Consider the following 17,221-nt stretch of genomic DNA (forward strand, 5'->3'; position numbering starts at 1 on the left):
TGGCTGGATCTCCTAAAAACAGGACTGCTTGGTCTGGTGAGGGCAGGGTGTTGATCGTGTAAGAGACGATCGACCCGTCGGGGTCGAGGTCGCGGCCTCCCAATCCCGTGACTAACTGGCTGCTGTTGGGCCCTAGGCTGGAGGTGGCATTGTTGGCCTCTGGCGGTTGGTTGGGAGTTGGAGGTGGTGTCAGAGTTGTGGTGACTGTAGATGCGTTGTTGTCCAGAGTCGGGTCAGCGGTAGTTGAGGTACTTCTGGCGGTGTTGGTGACGCTGCCGGATGCAGGTACGATGAAGCTGACTGTGTTGGTGACGCCGGCACCGCTGGCTAAGCTGGGAACGGGCGCGAAGGTGACAATACCTGTATTCTCATCGTAGACACCGCCGTTGACTTCTATTACGGCGCCAACGATGCTGTCAGTAATTGTGAGGTTTTCGGCTGTGCTTGGGCCGTTATTGACTGTCGAAATTATGTAAGTAACTCTTTCACCTGGTGCTGCTGCCGTAGTTCCGGTTTTGGTGGTAACAACATCGGCACTAGGTGTCAGAGTTGTGGTGACTGTAGCCAGCGGATCAGTGCCGTTGTTGTTCTCAGGAAAAGGATCTGGGGTAGCTGAGGTATTTCTGGCAGTGTTGGTGACGTTGCCAGATGCAGATGCAGGTGCGATGAAGCTGACTGTGTTAATGGCAGGAGGAGCACCGGAAGGCAAGCTGGGAATCGCTGGGAAGGTGACAATCCCAGTATCTGGATTGTAAACAGCCTCGTTGGGTAGACTAACTATTGTTAAACCGCGAACAATGCTGTCGGTAACGGTGACGTTTTCGGCTGTGCTTGGCCCGTTGTTGACTGTGGAAATTATGTAAGTAACTGTTTCACCCGGTGCTGCTGCCGTAGTCCCGGTTTTGGTGGTAACAACATCGGCAAGAGCAGCAACAATTGTAGTTGAGACTTGAGAGATGGGTTGGGAACTATTGTTGTTAGCTAGATTTGGGTCGAAAGTGCTGGATGTGCTATAGGCAGTGTTAGTTAAGGGAGCTGTGACTGTTGGGGAAACTGTGGCGGTGATGGTGCGGGTTTGGCTAGCACCGTTAGCCAAAGTCGGAATCGCCGGCCATATGACCGTCCTCGTTTTGCTGTCTAAAGTACCGCCGTCAGATATGCTGACTGCTATTAAGCCCGCGGGCAGGGGATCTTGAATCAGGACGCTTTCGGCGCTGTTTGGCCCGTTATTTGTGGAGGTAATCGTATAGGTAATGGTGCTATTGGGTATGGCATAGAGGGGGCCTTTTTTAACAATGGAAACGTCGGCTACGAGTGTAGGCGGATCTATACTTTGGATGATGACATTGTTAACTTCGTGAATGTTTGTGTTTCCCCCAGTCGAAGCAGCAAAGCCAAATTTAAAAGTACGTGGCACTGCTCCGTTTATGGTTGCCAAATTTGGTATGTCGATCAGTGTTTCGCCCGCATCAAATGTGTCACTACCGTCCAAGTCTAAGGCAACTGTAAGACGGTTAGGTGTTACTGAAGTCGTCGGGAATAATGTAATTTGGACGGTTCTTTTAGTATTAGGAGTAGTGCGACTGGGTGCGTCTTTATTGTCTATGCCAATGGAAACCCCCGTCAAAGTGTTAGTTAAAAGACTAGAACCTAAAAATTTATAATTTTCGGTTGGGATTGTGCTTTCCCTGCCTCTAAGTCCTACTGCATCAGGTCGCTGCCCTGGGCCGCCCACACGCCCTGCAGTAGGATTGGAAAAATTGCCAAACTCGTCTAATCCGACACCTAAATAACCTCCTGAAAGACCAGTTGAAAACAAAGCAGGATTATTATTCGGAGCATAGCCGAGAGAGCCACCGTAGCCTCCCGCTTTTGTTGGCGTAGCTGTTCCGTCAATGAGGAAAAAACTAATGCCATCGGCACCAAGAATGGGAGGCGGAACCCGTGTTTCAAAAGGATAAATGTCATTACCTCTGTTATAGGCAAAGAAATCAAAGGTAACTCTCAGACCCTCAGTGGCAGAGATGGGGTTGTTATAGATAACAAAAGCTGATTGGTCAAAGGCGTTTGATGTTAATCTCAAAGTACCTATTCCGGCTGGATCGCCAGTCCCTAAAGCAGGAATAACTCCGCTGGGGTTTGGTGTACTACCTGCGGTTAAGCCTGGGTCAGGTGTAAGGGTGTTGCCAACTCCATATATCCAAGGCCCGATTACTGTTGAATTTTTAAATTCTTCAGCCGCTAAGGTAGCGAGGACTGATGTGTAGCCTTCTAGGACTTCTTTTTCAAAGGCTATTTCGGTATTTATTTGTCCTGTGGTAATTTCTAATTCCCAGTCGCCGCCTAGTGCTGCACTCCCTGTCAGGTTGTTGGAAGCGGCAATATTTGCTCCTGTTATTTCACTGAGTTTTTGTATGAATTTAATGCCGAATTCGCCGGCGGCTATGTTACAGCCGTAAAGCAGAATGCTGCCAGATTCGTTAAGGGCTTTTCCCCACTGCTGCAATTGGTTGCTGTAGGTTTCTAGATTATCAATATTAAGTTCTGTAGAGCCGATTTCTACTGCTGCTTCTCGACCGTGAGAAACTATGTGCAGGCTGGTGATGCTGTTGCGCTGACCCAGAATTTCGGTGATTTGCTCGATTCCATCCCGGGTTCTATCCAGCAAGATTACTTCTGTACCGCATTTCACTCCCCTGAGCAACTCTTGGTAGTTTTCTACTTGTGAATCCACAATCGCTAGATTTTTTCGGCTAGCCGTCTCTGCTTTATGGGTAGCTTGTCTCAAAATTTTAGTCTCCATATTTGTAGATTTCCCTGTTTGTGTAGATGACAAATTTGACAGATTTAGGAGGGTTTCATTTGGGGTTAATTTTCTTGCTAAATCTAAGCTACCCCTTTTCATAGGTGACGATAAACTTTCAATTATAAAGTTTTAAAAATTATTTGGTTTAGAAAACATAATACTTACCTCTATTTGTTATTTGTGATGTTAGTCAATCATTAGACAGGATTTACAGCGATCGCCCTTGGATGTCCTGATGCGACAGATGGCTGCAAATTCTAACATGAATAAGGGGTAACAGCCTTTGTATTAGCGAAAATGCTCTATTTTTGGGGAAAATGATATCAGGTCTAAGGTTAGTTATATGGTAAATTACTTACGGATTTATCAGCGCAAGGGGTCTAACCCCTCATACTCCTGTTCGTAGTCTGGTGATATCGAGGCTGGCTCAGACAGCTTGAACCGTAAATATACTGAAAATATTAATTTCCTAAAAATTGGCAGATTTTGACTTTGAGGTGCGATCGCTCTTAAAAGTTGAGAGTACCGTATTTCTAGAGATTTATACTTATACTAATTGGGTGTGCAGTAAACTCACAGCCATGTAATAATAGCAAGTTAACGCTACAAAAGTTAACAAAAAAAGTTGACAAATTATATATGTTAATACCAGGATTGCGGTGCCAAAAAAGAACGATCGCCCTTGAATTCAAAAAGTACGATCGCCCTTTACACCGTCTTTCTATCTAAATCATCAAACTCCATCGATCGCACGCCATAACGTCGCTTGCTAAGCGTCAATATCGAGTTCGCGAACTAAAAAAGCCCATTCATCAGCCAATTCTTCAATCACTTTAGCAGTAGGCTTGCCGCCCCCGTGTCCCGCTTTAGTTTCTATCCGAATTAACACGGGTTTTTCTCCCGCGTGGGTTTCTTGCAAAGCAGAAGCAAACTTGAAACTGTGGGCCGGAACCACGCGATCGTCGTGATCGGCAGTTGTAATCATTGTCGCCGGATAAGCCGTTCCCGGTTTGAGGTTGTGCAGGGGAGAATAGCCGTAAATTGTCGGGAATTCCTCGGCATTTTCGGGAGAACCGTATTCCGAAGTCCAGGCCCAACCAATGGTAAACTTGTGGAAGCGCAGCATATCCATAACCCCAACGGCAGGCAATGCCGCACCGAACAATTCCGGCCGCTGAGTCATGCAAGCCCCTACTAATAAACCGCCGTTGCTTCCACCTGCGATCGCCAATTTGGCAGGTTTGGTGTATTTGTTTTCGATCAACCATTCAGCGGCAGCTATAAAGTCGTCAAACACATTTTGCTTATTCAACTTTGTCCCTGCTTGGTGCCATGATTCGCCGTACTCGCCGCCGCCCCGCAAACAGGCGATCGCATAAACTCCGCCCAGATCCAGCCATACGACATTGCTAACCGAAAAACTCGGAGTTAGGGACACGCCAAAACCGCCGTAGCCGTAAAGATAAGTGGGGTTATTGCCATCCAACTGCAAGCCTTTCTTGTGGGTGATAAACATGGGTACTTGCGTACCGTCTTTGCTTGGGTAAAATACTTGTTTTGTTTCGTAATCGTTGGGATTAAAATCGACCTTTGGCTGCCGATAAATCGTACTTTCATCTGTCACCATATTGTAGTGATAGATGATGTTAGGTGCAGTGAAACTGGTGTAAGCATAAAAGGTTTCGGTGTCGTGCCGCTTGCCGCTGAATCCTCCCGCCGAACCGATTCCGGGCAAGGCAACTTCTCGCACGAAAGAGCCATCTAAGTTAAAGATTTTAATCTGGGTGTAGGCGTCTTTCAAGTAGGAAGCCACAAATTGATTGTTCAGCAGGCCTATGCCTTCGAGAGTTTCTGCTGCTTCGGGGATAATTTCTGTGAACCCCCCCTCTCTGGGCGACGGGGGAGTTTCATCACAAGCGAGGGATGACGGAGGTTGGTTGTTGGTGTCGATCGCAATTACGCGGCCCAACGGTGCATTCAAGTTTGTTTGAAACCAGAAAATAGATCCCTCATTGTCGATGAAACTGTACTCAGCCTCGAATTCGCTAATCAGTTCTACAACGGTTGATTCCGGTGCAGTTAAATCCTTGTAGAAAATCAAGTTTTTGGTTTCAGTTCCCTGCCAAACTGAGATAATCAAGTATTTGCCATCTTCGGTGACGCCACCGCTAAATCCCCACTCTTTTTGGTCGGGTCGCTCGTAGATTAATACATCTTCAGATTGCGGCGTACCGAGTTGGTGGTAAAACAGTTTTTGGTAATAGTTAACTTCTTCGTGCTTGCTTTTTTCGTTGGGTTCGTCGTAGCGACTATAAAAAAAGCCTTTGCCGTCGTGAGTCCAGGATGCTCCTGAGAATTTAATCCACTTTAGATGGTCTGATAAATCTTCGCTTGTTGCCACATCACGGACTTTCCATTCCTGCCAGTCGGAACCAGAACTTGACAAACCGTAGGCCATGTATTTGCCATCTTCGCTGATAGCTATCCCACCCAGAGCAACGGTTCCATCTTCTGAGAGAGTGTTGGGGTCAATTAATACTTTTGGTTCGCTGTCGAGGGATGTTAATGTGTAGAGTACGGATTGATTTTGCAGACCATCATTCTTGTAGTAGAAATAGCGAGATCCTTCTTTGAAAGGTATGCCGTATTTCTCATAATCCCAAAGTTGAGTCAGGCGCTGTTTGATTTTTTCCCGCGCCGGAATTTCGTTGAGGTAGGCAAAGGTAACTTGATTTTGGGCTTCCACCCAAGCTTGGGTTTCCTCTGAGTCAGGATTTTCCAGCCACCTGTAAGGGTCGGATACTTTGACGCCGTGGTAGTCGTCTGTTTGGTCGATTTTGCGGGTTGTGGGGTAGGTGAAAGGTCGATCGAATTTAGCCATGATTTTTTACTCTCGGTAACTTTGTCCAGTTTACCCTTTCGCGGCAGTGACGACAGGGAACAACGAAACTCAAGAGCAAATAGCAAATATCAAATACCCGACAGGTTGAAACCTGTCGCTACACAGACAAAACCCGCCGACGCGGGTTTCATATCTTACAATTTTGTCATTGCGAGCCTCAGCGAAGCAATCGCAGAAGCTTGGGATATAGCACTCGTCGCATCAATTGTGAACTCTTCCTCCTCTCTTCTCTTCCTACCCTTCGCCGAACGTGTCTTTCGCGTCTTTGTGGTTAGTTTCTTTTATTTTTAAATCAGGGCTCATCACCACCTCTTTTCAACTAATCCAACTCTCTCCTTCCTTCCAAAGCGCGAGCCAATGTAACTTCATCGGCATATTCCAAATCTCCCCCCATCGGCAAACCAAAAGCTATGCGCGTCACCAGCGTAAAAGGTTTTAATAAGTGACCGATATAAAGAGTAGTAGTTTCGCCTTCCACGCTGGGACTAATAGCAATAATTACTTCCTTAACCTTTTGTTGGCTAACGCGCCGGACTAACGGTTGAATGTTCAATTGTTCCGGGCCAATTCCATCCATCGGCGAGATAACGCCACCAACAACGTGATATTTACCCATGTATTCCCGCGTTTTTTCTAAAGCGATTACGTCGCGGGATTCTGACACTACACAAATGGTATGACTGTCGCGGTTGGTATTACGGCAAATTTCGCAAACAGGGTCAGCAGATAAGTGAAAGCATACTTGACAGAAACCTACTTGCTGTTTGGCATCAATCAAAGATTTAGCTAGGGCTTGCACTTCTTCTTCCGGTCGCTTCAAAATATGTAAAGCTAAACGCTGGGCTGTTTTTGGACCGACTCCGGGCAAGCGCTGCAATTGTTCGATTAAACGAGCTAAAGGTCGAGTGTACATTAAAAATTGGCGGTAATTGGTAATATCATTTCTGGTTGATTCGCGATCGTATAATTTGCGCGATGTAGGGGCGGGTTTTACCAACCATCTATGTTTAAAACTAAGTATATCATAAACCAGTCCCGCCCATACACTGAGGAATATTGACTAATTTACCCTCCACTAATTTTAGCTTTGTAGCCTAACTTTGTGATAATTTCTAGCAGCTTTTGCTTGTGCTCGCCTTGAATTTCGATTTCATTATCTTTGACTGTGCCGCCAGTACCGCATTGGGCTTTTAGCTGTTTGGCTAGAGTTGCTAAAGTTTCGGGTCTTTCCTGAAAGCCGCTGATGACTGTAACTGTTTTGCCGCCGCGTCCTTTTCGGGATGCTTCGATTTTGAGGTTTTGTTGATTGGGGGGAACTTCGGCAACTCCCCGTTGGAGGGCGGCCGAGTTGTCAACATTCCCAAACTCGGAGTAAACTATTCGTTTGCCCTCGGTTGTTTTGCTGTCAGAATCTTTGCGTTTGGATGCTGCCATAGGTTAAGATGCTTGAAATTTTTTTACTGGTATTTCTAGTTTTAGCGGATTGGGGTATGGTTGCGATCGCTCGGAATGCCATCTATCTTCTACTTATTGTATTAGCCCGTCAAGCGTTCAAGGAATTATAATGAAATTTGTTCGATCTGCTCAAGTCCACAACCGATTTGGTACGATCGACACCAAGGCTCTAGCTTACCCGCCAATCTAAAAAATCTAAAATCTAAAATCTAAAATCTAATGACAGTCACCCCCCTGCATCTCACCACCGAAACCAGCGCCCAACGCCCCGACTCCCTCGGCAGATTCGGCAAATTCGGCGGCAAATACGTCCCCGAAACCCTGATGCCCGCTTTATTTGAACTAGAAGCCGCTTTCCACAAATACCGCAGCGAACCGGAATTTCAACAGCAACTCCAACAATTGCTCAAAGATTATGTCGGCCGCCCCAGCCCTTTGTATTTTGCCGAACGCCTCACCGATCACTACGCTAAAGCAGACGGAACTGGCCCGCAAATTTACCTCAAACGCGAAGATTTAAACCACACTGGAGCTCATAAAATCAACAACGCTTTAGCTCAAGCATTGCTGGCAAAACGCATGGGCAAAAAGCGGGTAATTGCTGAAACTGGTGCCGGTCAACACGGCGTTGCTACCGCCACAGTTTGCGCTCGTTTTGGTATAGAATGCGTTGTCTACATGGGCGTTCACGACATGGAAAGACAGGCTTTAAATGTGTTTAGAATGCGCTTGATGGGAGCCGAAGTGCGGCCGGTGGCTGCGGGTACGGGAACGCTGAAAGATGCGACTTCAGAAGCGATTCGCGACTGGGTAACAAATGTCGAAACAACTCATTACATTCTCGGTTCCGTAGCGGGCCCGCATCCTTACCCGATGATGGTACGCGATTTCCATGCGGTAATTGGTGAAGAAACGCGCGCTCAGTGTCAGGAAAAGTGGGGCGGTTTGCCGGATATTTTATTAGCTTGCGTCGGCGGCGGTTCTAATGCAATGGGTCTTTTCCATGAGTTTGTCGGGGAAGAAACTGTCAGATTGATCGGTATTGAAGCGGCGGGCGAAGGTGTGGAAACTGATAAACACGCTGCTACTTTGACTAAGGGAAGTGTGGGAGTTCTGCACGGGGCGATGAGTTATTTGCTGCAAGATAATGAAGGTCAAGTGATTGAGCCACATTCGATTAGTGCGGGTTTGGATTATCCGGGTGTGGGGCCGGAACATAGTTATTTGAAGGATGCGGGCAGGGCTGAATATTATAGCGTAACTGATGCAGAAGCGCTGGAAGCATTTCAGCGGCTTTCGCAGTTGGAGGGGATTATTCCGGCTTTGGAAACTTCTCATGCGATCGCCTATTTGGAGACTCTGTGCCCTCAGCTAACAGGCCATCCGCGCATTGTGCTTAACTGTTCCGGACGCGGCGATAAAGACGTGAACACTGTAGCGAAGGTTCTGAATATCTAGGTTAGCGGAATGTGGGGCGATCGCTCTGTAGGAATTGTTAACAATTAACTTTATTTCTTGTTTGATTTCATGTCCAAAGGTTTGATTTCGATTTGCTTGGGATTGTTGACAATCCTGCCTAAGTGTGACACATTCCTCCCTACGCGATCGCTGCCACCAACTCCCATGAATACTAATGTTGCTTCGAGTGCTATTACTGACTTAGAAAAAGCGGTCAACCAACAGATCAATCAATACCGAGCATCTAAAAAGTTGCCACCGCTGACTATCGATCCGCGAATCAGTCAGATAGCAAGAATACACAGCGAAAATATGGCTAAGGGTAAAGTAAGTTTCAGCCACGATGGATTTGAAGGGCGGGCGAAAGCAGTTACTATTCCTTATAAGAGTGTAGCTGAAAATCTTGCTTACAATTTTGGTTACAGCGACCCGGTACGCAATGCTGTTGAGGGTTGGATTAAAAGTGACGGCCACCGCAAAAATATGGAAGGTCAGTTTAATGTGACCGGTATTGGGGTTGCGAAAAATGCCAAAGGCGAGTATTATTTTACTCAGCTTTTTGTCCTGAGTCGCTAAGCTGAAGGAAGAAGGAAGTTCGGCAACGGATTCGCTCCACGGATGTAACGGATGTCAGGAAGAGAGAAGAGGGCAGTCAACAGTCAACAGTCAACAGTTAACAGTCAACAGTCAACAGTCAAAAATTACTAATAATGGAATTTGCAGATTTTCAAGTGTGTGATGGTGATATTCCCGATTCTCTCTTATCTTATTATTTGACTGCTCCGGCGATCGCCGTTGATACGGAAACAATGGGTTTGCTACCGTGGCGCGATCGCTTGTGTTTGGTGCAGTTGTGCAATTCCGAAGGTAATGTTGCAGTGGTGCGGATTGCCAAAGGCCAGACAGCAGCACCGAATTTAAAGAAGTTAATGGAAGCCGAAAGTATTGAAAAAGTATTTCATTTTGCGCGCTTTGATATGGCAACAATGCGTTACAATTTAAGTATTGACATTGCACCAGTTTTCTGCACCAAGCTAGCTAGTAAACTTGCTAGAACTTACACCAACAGACACGGATTGAAAGAATTAATTCTAGAACTTGAAAAGGTAGAATTAAATAAAACATCTCAAAGTTCCGACTGGGGAAATGCGACTAATCTTTCTGACGAGCAACTAAATTATGCTGCTAACGATGTCCGCTATTTGCTAAGCGCTAAACAAAAGTTGACGGCTATGTTGCAGCGAGAAGAACGCTGGGAAATTGCACAGCAATGTTTTCAGTGTTTGCCAGTTTTTGTGAGTTTGGATTTATTGCAGTACAATGATGTTTTTGAGCACGGCTAATACCATTTTAGATTTTAGATTTTAGATTGGGAGTGGCTGATGAGTACCAGGGTTTAGAGTACGGGCATAAAGTTCCATTCTTTTGGGGAACTGGTATAATATGCTGTCACCTCGCACAATTGCAATCAAATGGGTTTGTAATGAAGACTTGAGTTATCATAAAACTCGCTTGGACTTGAGTCCTCACTACAAAGGTAATTATTATTATTTGACCGGACTTGATGTGAGTTTAAAAAAATTCAAAACAGTCATCTATTGCTGATTATGGCTAATCGGGATTGTGTTCGTGCAGCAAAGCTTCAATTTGGTCGTCAACATTTCTAATCACCTGTTCCAAAGCGGGCAACCCCTCTAAAGGCACAGGAGAAAGCCGAGTTCGATCGCGAATTTGATTCACTTTCCGCTGCAATTCTTCGGCCAGCCGCAGCGCGTCTCGACTCAAAGTAGACAACTGCTGCTGCTGGTAAAACCTCAAAGCTGCCCCCCGCAAAACTTGCAGGGTGGCTTCTTCTTTGCCACCCACCGTCATTACCCGCAAGCGCAACAGCAAATGAGTGTTTTGGTATATGCGCTCAACTTCGACTTGTTTGGCCTGTTCCACCGGGCCAACAGGCATATCTGTCAGCCGTTTCAACTCATCGATGACCTCTTGGAAAAGGACGATATCGATACCTTCGAGCATCGATTTCAAAACGCCATCTTGACTCCAAAGAATGCGACCTTGGGACTGATGCCGCTCAAAAAACAAGCGGCCGATACCCTCTCGCAGCACTCTACCGAGCAATTCTTGCAGCAGTTGGGGCGCGGGCAAAGTTGCCAACACTTCCACTTGGCTTGACAAGTGCAAGGCCTCGACATTCAAAACCGATAGCTGTGTCGGTGTCGGGGGAACCTCAGCGCCAGCAGGTTTAAACCGCTCAGGAGCAGCGGGCATCGAGGGTTCTGGCACAGACAGCAGCGTTTCTGCATTGGGCCCTGAAGTTGCTGGTGCGGGATTTTTGGGTGTTGGGGCTGCGGCGGTTTCTGTCTGGCTTGGTTCTCGGAGCTGGTTCCCGTGCAGCAAGTAAGCTGAGAGCATCGAGCGCTGAGTTTCCGAGGCAATTGGCTCTGTTGTGACTGAGCAATTCATGTAAGCTAAAATCCGCTGCACGTAGTCCAAGGCGGAGTCATCTTGGGCATCGACTACGCCCAATTTAAACAGATTACCTTCTAGAGATAAAGGCAAAACTTGATAGTAAAGGCAAGCTTCAAAGGGGACAACTGTGTCGATTAGGTGAAATATTCGATCAGAGTCCATTGTAGCTGCCGAGCCTGTTGAAGATGTATGTACCATTAGCTGCTTTGTAGTTGGAAGCGCGATCGAGCGCGACGCACCAACCTGATGCGATAAAATTAAACGCTGCAACTTCCCTGACGGAGGAATTGGCCTAACAACCGGAAGCTTTTATTAAAGAAAAATCCTTAGTCCCAGAATTTTCTCCCTTCTGTATTGCAGCCTCAAATTCTACCTAAAGATTGAGAACTAGATGATGACTAGCGCAGTCTAGACCAACTATCATCGATCGCCCGATATTGAGGCCCGTGGCTGGCAACAATAGAATTATATCTTTAATGCACAAGTATTAGAGATGCACTACAACCGATGATTTACGGGCTACCGCTGAATAGAGGATTGGTTAAAAAATCCTGAAAAGTCGATCGTGCTGCTAGTATCTTACCTCAGAGAGTGGGCTGTGATCGTCTCGGAACGCGATCGTCACGGCAACGCTACAACATCCCGATTGCTCTAACCTGATTTGATACAAGGGGCATCGCGCGGTTTTCCACGGGGAAACTCGCAATAATCTGTGGCTGTGCGGGAATGGATTTGTAGCGGGGATTATGAAAAATGCTACTGCCAATTAACAATTAGCAATTGCCCGCCACCCATTACCAATCTACTCGTTGCGGAGCGATTGAGCTGCTAAATAGAGTTTGCTCCACTCGCCGATGACTTGATTGGTTTTCAGCTTTAATTCAGATGCGATCGTCTCTACACTTTTTCCTGCTTTCAGCGATTCTACCAACTGCCGCTGAACCGGCGTGAGGTTTTCTAAATATTGCTGCCACTGAGCCGGAGTCAAGCCCAAACTGTGTTCTTGGAGCGAAGTTTCCAGCCAGTTGGCGACTAATTCCGGTGCTTGTTTGACCGCAAAAACGCGAATCGCGTGGTAACTGACTTTTTCTCGCAAGCGGTAAATTTGCTTGATCGGAACCTTCAACTCCTCGGCAATTGCTTCTTGGGAACGGCCTTGCAGGTAAAGCCGCAGCCACCGGGAAGCCAGCGGATCGACTTCAGCGGCCAAGTAATTCTCAAATTCTTGTTGGACAATCTGCCGCTGAGTTTGCTGCTCTTCCCAAGCTTGATTTTCTCGATACTCGGACATTGCCTGTTCGTCTAGCAGGCTGAGCGGTTCGTCTGTATCGTCGGGTAGAACCTGTTCCGACACCAGCCGCACCCAGTCTCCCGCAGGCACTTGCGTCAACCCGCCCCGCTGGGCACGCCGCAGGTAGTTGACAAAACGGTACACCAGCAGCGGCTGGTTGCGGATCGGCCGCAAGCAGTATTCTTCTGTGCTCGCTAGCAGCAAAGCATTTCGCAGGCGTCTGTCTGAGGTGCATTCGGCAATCCAGGCGACTTGCTGCTGCAGGTAGCGATCGGAATTGAGCATTTCCTGAATCACTTCTTGCAGTACCTCCACCGCACTCCGCTGTCTGTCCCGACTCAGCGAAACCCACGCTTGGATTTTTTGCCGGAGCACAACCAAACCGCCGAGCCGCCCGATCAAGTTGCGGTAAGCTTTTTCTGGCGGTACTCCCAGATACCGAGAAAGCAAAATTCGATATAAAAAGTCGATCGCCCCAGAGGCGACAGACAATTGAGTTGGGCTAAGAGTGTCAAATCTTTCGGGCTTGTCTCCCAACAGCCACCGGACAACACTCTCGCGAGTGCTAGAATTTTCGTCCGGGCAATCTTTTTCCAGTCGAGACTTCCAATCTTGTCCTAGTCTTTCCGCCAAGGTCATGGGCTGTCGAGAATATTGTCTTTCACCCCCGATTTTACGTGGTATCCTGGATTTTTGAGTATTTTTCAGATATACGATCCTCTTCGAGGGCTTCGCCAACACGCGATCGGATAAATTACCTTAAATTACCCTAAACAAAATTCCATTACGGTGCGATATGCCTAACTTTTTATTAGAACTCGGTACGGAAGAATTGCCCGCATCTTTTGTCTCAGGCAGCGCCCAGCAGTGGCAGCGACTTGTACCTGCAACGCTGGCAGAAGAATCCTTGACAAATGACTCTATTAATGTATACGCTACTCCGAGGCGTTTGGCTGTTCTCGTAAAAGGACTGCCAGTTCAGCAATTAGATAGAGAAGAAGAGGTAAAAGGGCCGCCGGCGAGTTCGGCTTTTAAAGATGGCAAACCGACGAAAGCAGCGGAAGGTTTTGCGAAAAAGCAGGGCGTAGAAATTGATGCTTTGGAAGTTCGCGCTACCGATAAAGGCGATTTTGTATTTGTGCTCAAAAAGATTCCGGGGCGGATGACAGCGGATATTTTGACAGAACTTGTGCCGCAGTGGATTAATAAGTTAGAAGGCAAAAGATTTATGCGGTGGGCTGACGGAGATTTGAAGTTTCCGCGCCCGATTCGATCGCTCGTGGCACTGTTAGATGATACTGTGCTGCCAATTACATTGGTGAGCGGTTCGGATACGGTCAAGAGCGATCGAATTTCCCAAGGACACCGGGTGTTACATACCCCCCCTACACCCCTGGGAGGGGTCTCGATTCCCCAAGCCGAGGATTATGTCGAATATCTGCGGGCTGCTTGCGTGGAGGTCGATCGAACCCAGCGCAAAAATCAAATTAAAGCACAAGTAGAAGCCGCAGCGACAAAACAAGGCGGTTACGCCGACATTACCGAAGATTTGTTAGAAGAAGTCACCGACTTAGTAGAATGGCCGAACGCAGTTGTCGGCAAATTTGACGAGGACTTTTTGATATTGCCGCCGGAAGTAATCACCACAATTATTGTTACAAACCAGCGGTATTTTCCGATTCTCAAAAACCCCGGTTATCCCGAACTTCTGCCCTATTTTATTACAATTTCTAACGGCGATCCGGCTAAAGCCGCGATTATTGCCGCCGGTAACGAGCGAGTAGTGCGGGCGAGATTGGCAGACGGTCAGTTTTTCTACAAAGCAGACTTGGTAAAGCCTCTAGAGGATTATTTGCCAAAGTTGGCAACAGTTACTTTCCAGGAAGATTTAGGGACTGTACGCGCAAAAGTCGATCGTCTGTGCAAGATTGCCAGCCTCATCACCAATCAACTGCAAATCACAGGCGAAGAACAAGCTTACATAGCAAGAGCAGCCTTACTTTGCAAAGCCGACCTCGTAACTCAAATGGTTTACGAACTGCCCGAAATGCAAGGAATCATGGGGCAGAAATACGCCTTAGCAAGTGGCGAATCGGAAGAAGTAGCCACAGCAATTTTTGAACATTATTTGCCCAAAGGCGCGGGCGACAATTTGCCGCAAACTCTTACAGGTCAAGTTGTCGCAATAGCCGACAAATTAGATACATTAGTCAGCATCTTCGGTTTGGGAATGTTGCCGACTGGTTCATCCGATCCCTTCGCTTTGCGTCGCGCAGCCAATGCAATAATTAACATTATTTGGGCGGCTCAGTTGCCAGTAAACTTGCACCAGTTGCTCGCACAAGTTGTTGCAGAATTTACCGCAACGCGCCCGGAAACACCGACGGAGTTGCTGGCTCAGTTATACGAGTTTTTCTTGCAAAGAATTCGGACTTTGTTGCAAGAAGAAAAGAATGTAGATTATGATTTGGTAAATGCAGTTTTGGGAGAAAACGACCTAGAATATACTGAACGAGCATTGAGAGATTTGTTGGACGCACTGGAAAGAGCGCTTTTCCTACAACAAATCCGCAATAACCAGACTTTGGATCTAATTTATGAAACAGTCAACCGTTCAACTCGTTTGGCTGCTCAAGGTGATTTGGATAAAGTAGAATTGGAACCGAAAACGGCTGTGAAACCGGAGTTATTTCAAAAGTCGTCTGAACAAGCTTTTTACGATGCAGTCGTGCAGTTAGTGCCGCAAACGCTGCTATCCAAACAAACTCGCAATTACCAGCAGTTAGTAGATAGTTTGACGGAAATTTCTCCGACTGTTAGCAACTTTTTTGACGGGCCAGAAAGCGTTTTAGTGATGGATCCCGACCCGGAAATTAAGCAAAATCGGTTGAATTTACTGGGGCTGTTGCGGAATCACGCGCGGGTGTTGGCTGACTTTGGGGCGATCGTCAAAAGTTAGAAGCGAGAAGATTTGAGTCCGCCTGGGATTGAAAACATCCGCTTCAGTCCGCCGTTCGTTTCAACACCCGTCTAAAGCGAAAGTCCTCGCTATGAGGACTGAAACGCATATATACCAAAATTTTCAGTCAGTTTTAACTGACTTTAGCTTTTAGACAGGGGTTTTCAACCCCTGGCGGGCTTGTGGGAAACGAGCGGGCTCGCAGGCAAAACAATTTGAGAAACGTACTTCTTAAAACCCTCGCTCCAAATAACATTAAAGCTTACCAATAAAACGAGTAAATCTATTAGAATTTTTGCGAAACCGCGCGCGTCTGGGCAGAGTTCGATCGCTCTCTTAAAAAATAAGCTAAATAGCCAATAGTCAATAACCAATTCAAGGTTAAGATATAAACTTATAAAACCAGGGAAATTCGCTCCATCACACACACAACTTATGCCGATAGCTCATGTCATTGGACTAGGAAAATCAGGAATTGCCGCCGCAAGACTGCTAAAACGCGAAGGATGGGAAGTAACGCTGAGCGATCGCTCATCTTCCCCAAACTTGCTCGAACAGCAACAGGAATTCGCTAACGAAGGAATTCATGTGGAGTTAGGTAAATCTTTTGAACCAGTCGAATCTATAGAATTAATAGTAGTAAGTCCGGGCATTCCCTGGGACAGTCCAGCATTAGTGCGCGCCAGAGACTTAGGCATTGAAACAATCGGAGAAATGGCTCTCGCGTGGCGTTACCTCAAATATCCTTGGGTGGGAATTACCGGCACTAATGGCAAAACTACTACTACTGCTTTAATTGCTGCTATTTTTGCCGAGGCCGGGCTTTACGCTCCCGCTTGTGGCAATATTGGCTATGCTGCGTGTGAATTAGCTTTAGCTGAAAAACAACCGGATTGGGTAATCGCAGAAATTAGCAGCTATCAGATAGAATCCTCGCCGTTTGTAGCGCCGCGAATCGGAGTTTTGACGACTTTGACGCCCGATCACCTCAGCCGCCACAAAACTTTAGAAAATTACTACAACATTAAAGCGCATTTGCTGAAAAAATCTGAATTGCAAGTAATCAACGGCGACGATCCTTGTTTGCGGCAACAAGGAGTTGACGTTTGGCCGGATGCGTGTTGGACGAGTGTCAAAGGTGAAAAAGATTTGTTGGGAAATACAGATTTTGGAGCCTATATTCAAGATGGTTGGGTAATAGCTCAAGGCGAGAAAATTCTGCCTGCTGATTCTTTGCGGATGGTGGGAGAACACAATTTGCAGAATTTGTTAATGGCGGTGGCGGCGGCTAATTTGGCGGGGATAGATAAAAGTGCGATCGCCCGGGCGATTGCTAAATTCCCCGGAGTTTCGCACCGCCTCGAACACATCTGCACTTGGGAAGGCATAGATTTCATCAACGACAGCAAAGCTACTAATTATGACGCCGCCCAAGTCGGGTTGGCTTCTGTAAGCGCACCGGCGATTTTAATTGCGGGCGGCGACGCCAAAGAAGGGGACGATCGCGCTTGGATTGATACAATCAAGGCGAAAGCTGCGGGGGTGTTGCTAATTGGGGATGCGGCAGGTATTTTTGCCGATCGGCTGGAACAAGCAAATTACAACGCTTGGGAAATAGTCGAAACAATGGAAAGAGCAATCCCGCGAGCAGCAGAATTAGGCAAACAAAATCATGCTAAAGTAGTGCTGCTTTCCCCAGCCTGTGCTAGCTTCGATCAATACCAAAACTTCGAGCAACGGGGCGATCATTTCCGCCAATTATGCCTCGAATCCCTGATTTAACGGACACCAATCGCGTAGATACTGTCTTGACCTGTCAAGGGGTAGCAGTCAAATAATTGGGGTCGAAAGGCTTTTGGGATTTTAAAATCC

At 46.9% G+C, this 17,221-nt stretch carries 11 protein-coding genes; 5 read left to right on the forward strand and 6 right to left on the reverse strand.

The annotated features are described in order from the left end of the window. The 4 genes from QUA24_RS24940 to QUA24_RS24955 all read right to left on the reverse strand — a co-directional run. Positions 1-2,803: DUF4347 domain-containing protein (locus QUA24_RS24940; RefSeq protein WP_333232904.1), on the reverse strand; the 2,803-nt coding region annotated here is incomplete at its 3' end. A gap of 772 nt (positions 2,804-3,575) precedes the next feature. Further along, entirely contained in the window at positions 3,576-5,687 is a 2,112-nt protein-coding gene (locus QUA24_RS24945; protein WP_333232906.1) for a prolyl oligopeptidase family serine peptidase, read from the reverse strand. Between the two features lie 340 nt (positions 5,688-6,027). Beyond that, entirely contained in the window at positions 6,028-6,621 is a 594-nt protein-coding gene (recR, locus tag QUA24_RS24950) for a recombination mediator RecR (RefSeq protein WP_190744271.1), read from the reverse strand. Positions 6,622-6,773: 152 nt separating this feature from the next. Continuing rightward, positions 6,774-7,142 carry a translation initiation factor gene (locus tag QUA24_RS24955; RefSeq protein ID WP_333232908.1) on the reverse strand — a complete coding sequence of 123 codons (369 nt, stop codon included), beginning with the start codon at positions 7,140-7,142 and terminating at the stop codon, positions 6,774-6,776. A gap of 240 nt (positions 7,143-7,382) precedes the next feature. Between QUA24_RS24955 and trpB the strand changes: the two genes are divergently transcribed. From trpB to QUA24_RS24970, 3 genes are all read left to right on the forward strand, one after another. Beyond that, a complete protein-coding gene (gene trpB / locus QUA24_RS24960; RefSeq protein ID WP_333232909.1) occupies positions 7,383-8,621 on the forward strand; it encodes a tryptophan synthase subunit beta in 1,239 nt (412 codons plus the stop codon). Positions 8,622-8,690: 69 nt separating this feature from the next. After that, a complete protein-coding gene (locus tag QUA24_RS24965) occupies positions 8,691-9,197 on the forward strand; it encodes a CAP domain-containing protein (RefSeq protein ID WP_333232911.1) in 507 nt (168 codons plus the stop codon). A 134-nt stretch (positions 9,198-9,331) separates the two neighbouring features. Next, positions 9,332-9,964, forward strand: a complete 633-nt coding sequence (locus tag QUA24_RS24970) for a ribonuclease D (RefSeq protein ID WP_333232913.1) — start codon at positions 9,332-9,334, stop codon at positions 9,962-9,964. A 268-nt stretch (positions 9,965-10,232) separates the two neighbouring features. On the opposite strand, the gene QUA24_RS24975 is transcribed toward QUA24_RS24970, so the two are convergent. Together QUA24_RS24975 and QUA24_RS24980 are read right to left on the reverse strand one after the other, a co-directional pair. Continuing rightward, positions 10,233-11,297 carry a hypothetical protein gene (locus tag QUA24_RS24975; protein ID WP_333232915.1) on the reverse strand — a complete coding sequence of 355 codons (1,065 nt, stop codon included), beginning with the start codon at positions 11,295-11,297 and terminating at the stop codon, positions 10,233-10,235. Between the two features lie 604 nt (positions 11,298-11,901). Next, positions 11,902-13,029, reverse strand: a complete 1,128-nt coding sequence (locus QUA24_RS24980) for a HetZ-related protein 2 (protein WP_333232916.1) — start codon at positions 13,027-13,029, stop codon at positions 11,902-11,904. 157 nt (positions 13,030-13,186) lie between these two features. On the opposite strand from QUA24_RS24980, the gene glyS reads away from it, so the two are divergent. Together glyS and murD are read left to right on the forward strand one after the other, a co-directional pair. After that, complete coding sequence (glyS, locus tag QUA24_RS24985; protein WP_333232918.1) at positions 13,187-15,349, forward strand: glycine--tRNA ligase subunit beta; 2,163 nt, start codon at positions 13,187-13,189, stop codon at positions 15,347-15,349. A gap of 435 nt (positions 15,350-15,784) precedes the next feature. Beyond that, a complete protein-coding gene (murD, locus tag QUA24_RS24990; RefSeq protein ID WP_333232920.1) occupies positions 15,785-17,131 on the forward strand; it encodes a UDP-N-acetylmuramoyl-L-alanine--D-glutamate ligase in 1,347 nt (448 codons plus the stop codon). Positions 17,132-17,221 lie beyond the last annotated feature (90 nt).

It is taken from the genome of Microcoleus sp. Pol12B5 (genome assembly GCF_036701335.1).
Lineage (GTDB): Bacteria > Cyanobacteriota > Cyanobacteriia > Cyanobacteriales > Microcoleaceae > Microcoleus.

What these genes read in the sequence shown, in the direction of transcription:
- QUA24_RS24945 (WP_333232906.1), bottom strand. Translation starts at nt 5,687, where the DNA reads ATGGCTAAATTCGATCGACCTTTCACCTACCCCACAACCCGCAAAATC.
- recR (WP_190744271.1), bottom strand. Translation starts at nt 6,621, where the DNA reads ATGTACACTCGACCTTTAGCTCGTTTAATCGAACAATTGCAGCGCTTG.
- QUA24_RS24955 (WP_333232908.1), bottom strand. Translation starts at nt 7,142, where the DNA reads ATGGCAGCATCCAAACGCAAAGATTCTGACAGCAAAACAACCGAGGGC.
- trpB (WP_333232909.1), top strand. Translation starts at nt 7,383, where the DNA reads ATGACAGTCACCCCCCTGCATCTCACCACCGAAACCAGCGCCCAACGC.
- QUA24_RS24965 (WP_333232911.1), top strand. Translation starts at nt 8,691, where the DNA reads ATGTCCAAAGGTTTGATTTCGATTTGCTTGGGATTGTTGACAATCCTG.
- QUA24_RS24970 (WP_333232913.1), top strand. Translation starts at nt 9,332, where the DNA reads ATGGAATTTGCAGATTTTCAAGTGTGTGATGGTGATATTCCCGATTCT.
- QUA24_RS24975 (WP_333232915.1), bottom strand. Translation starts at nt 11,297, where the DNA reads ATGGTACATACATCTTCAACAGGCTCGGCAGCTACAATGGACTCTGAT.
- QUA24_RS24980 (WP_333232916.1), bottom strand. Translation starts at nt 13,029, where the DNA reads ATGACCTTGGCGGAAAGACTAGGACAAGATTGGAAGTCTCGACTGGAA.
- glyS (WP_333232918.1), top strand. Translation starts at nt 13,187, where the DNA reads ATGCCTAACTTTTTATTAGAACTCGGTACGGAAGAATTGCCCGCATCT.
- murD (WP_333232920.1), top strand. Translation starts at nt 15,785, where the DNA reads ATGCCGATAGCTCATGTCATTGGACTAGGAAAATCAGGAATTGCCGCC.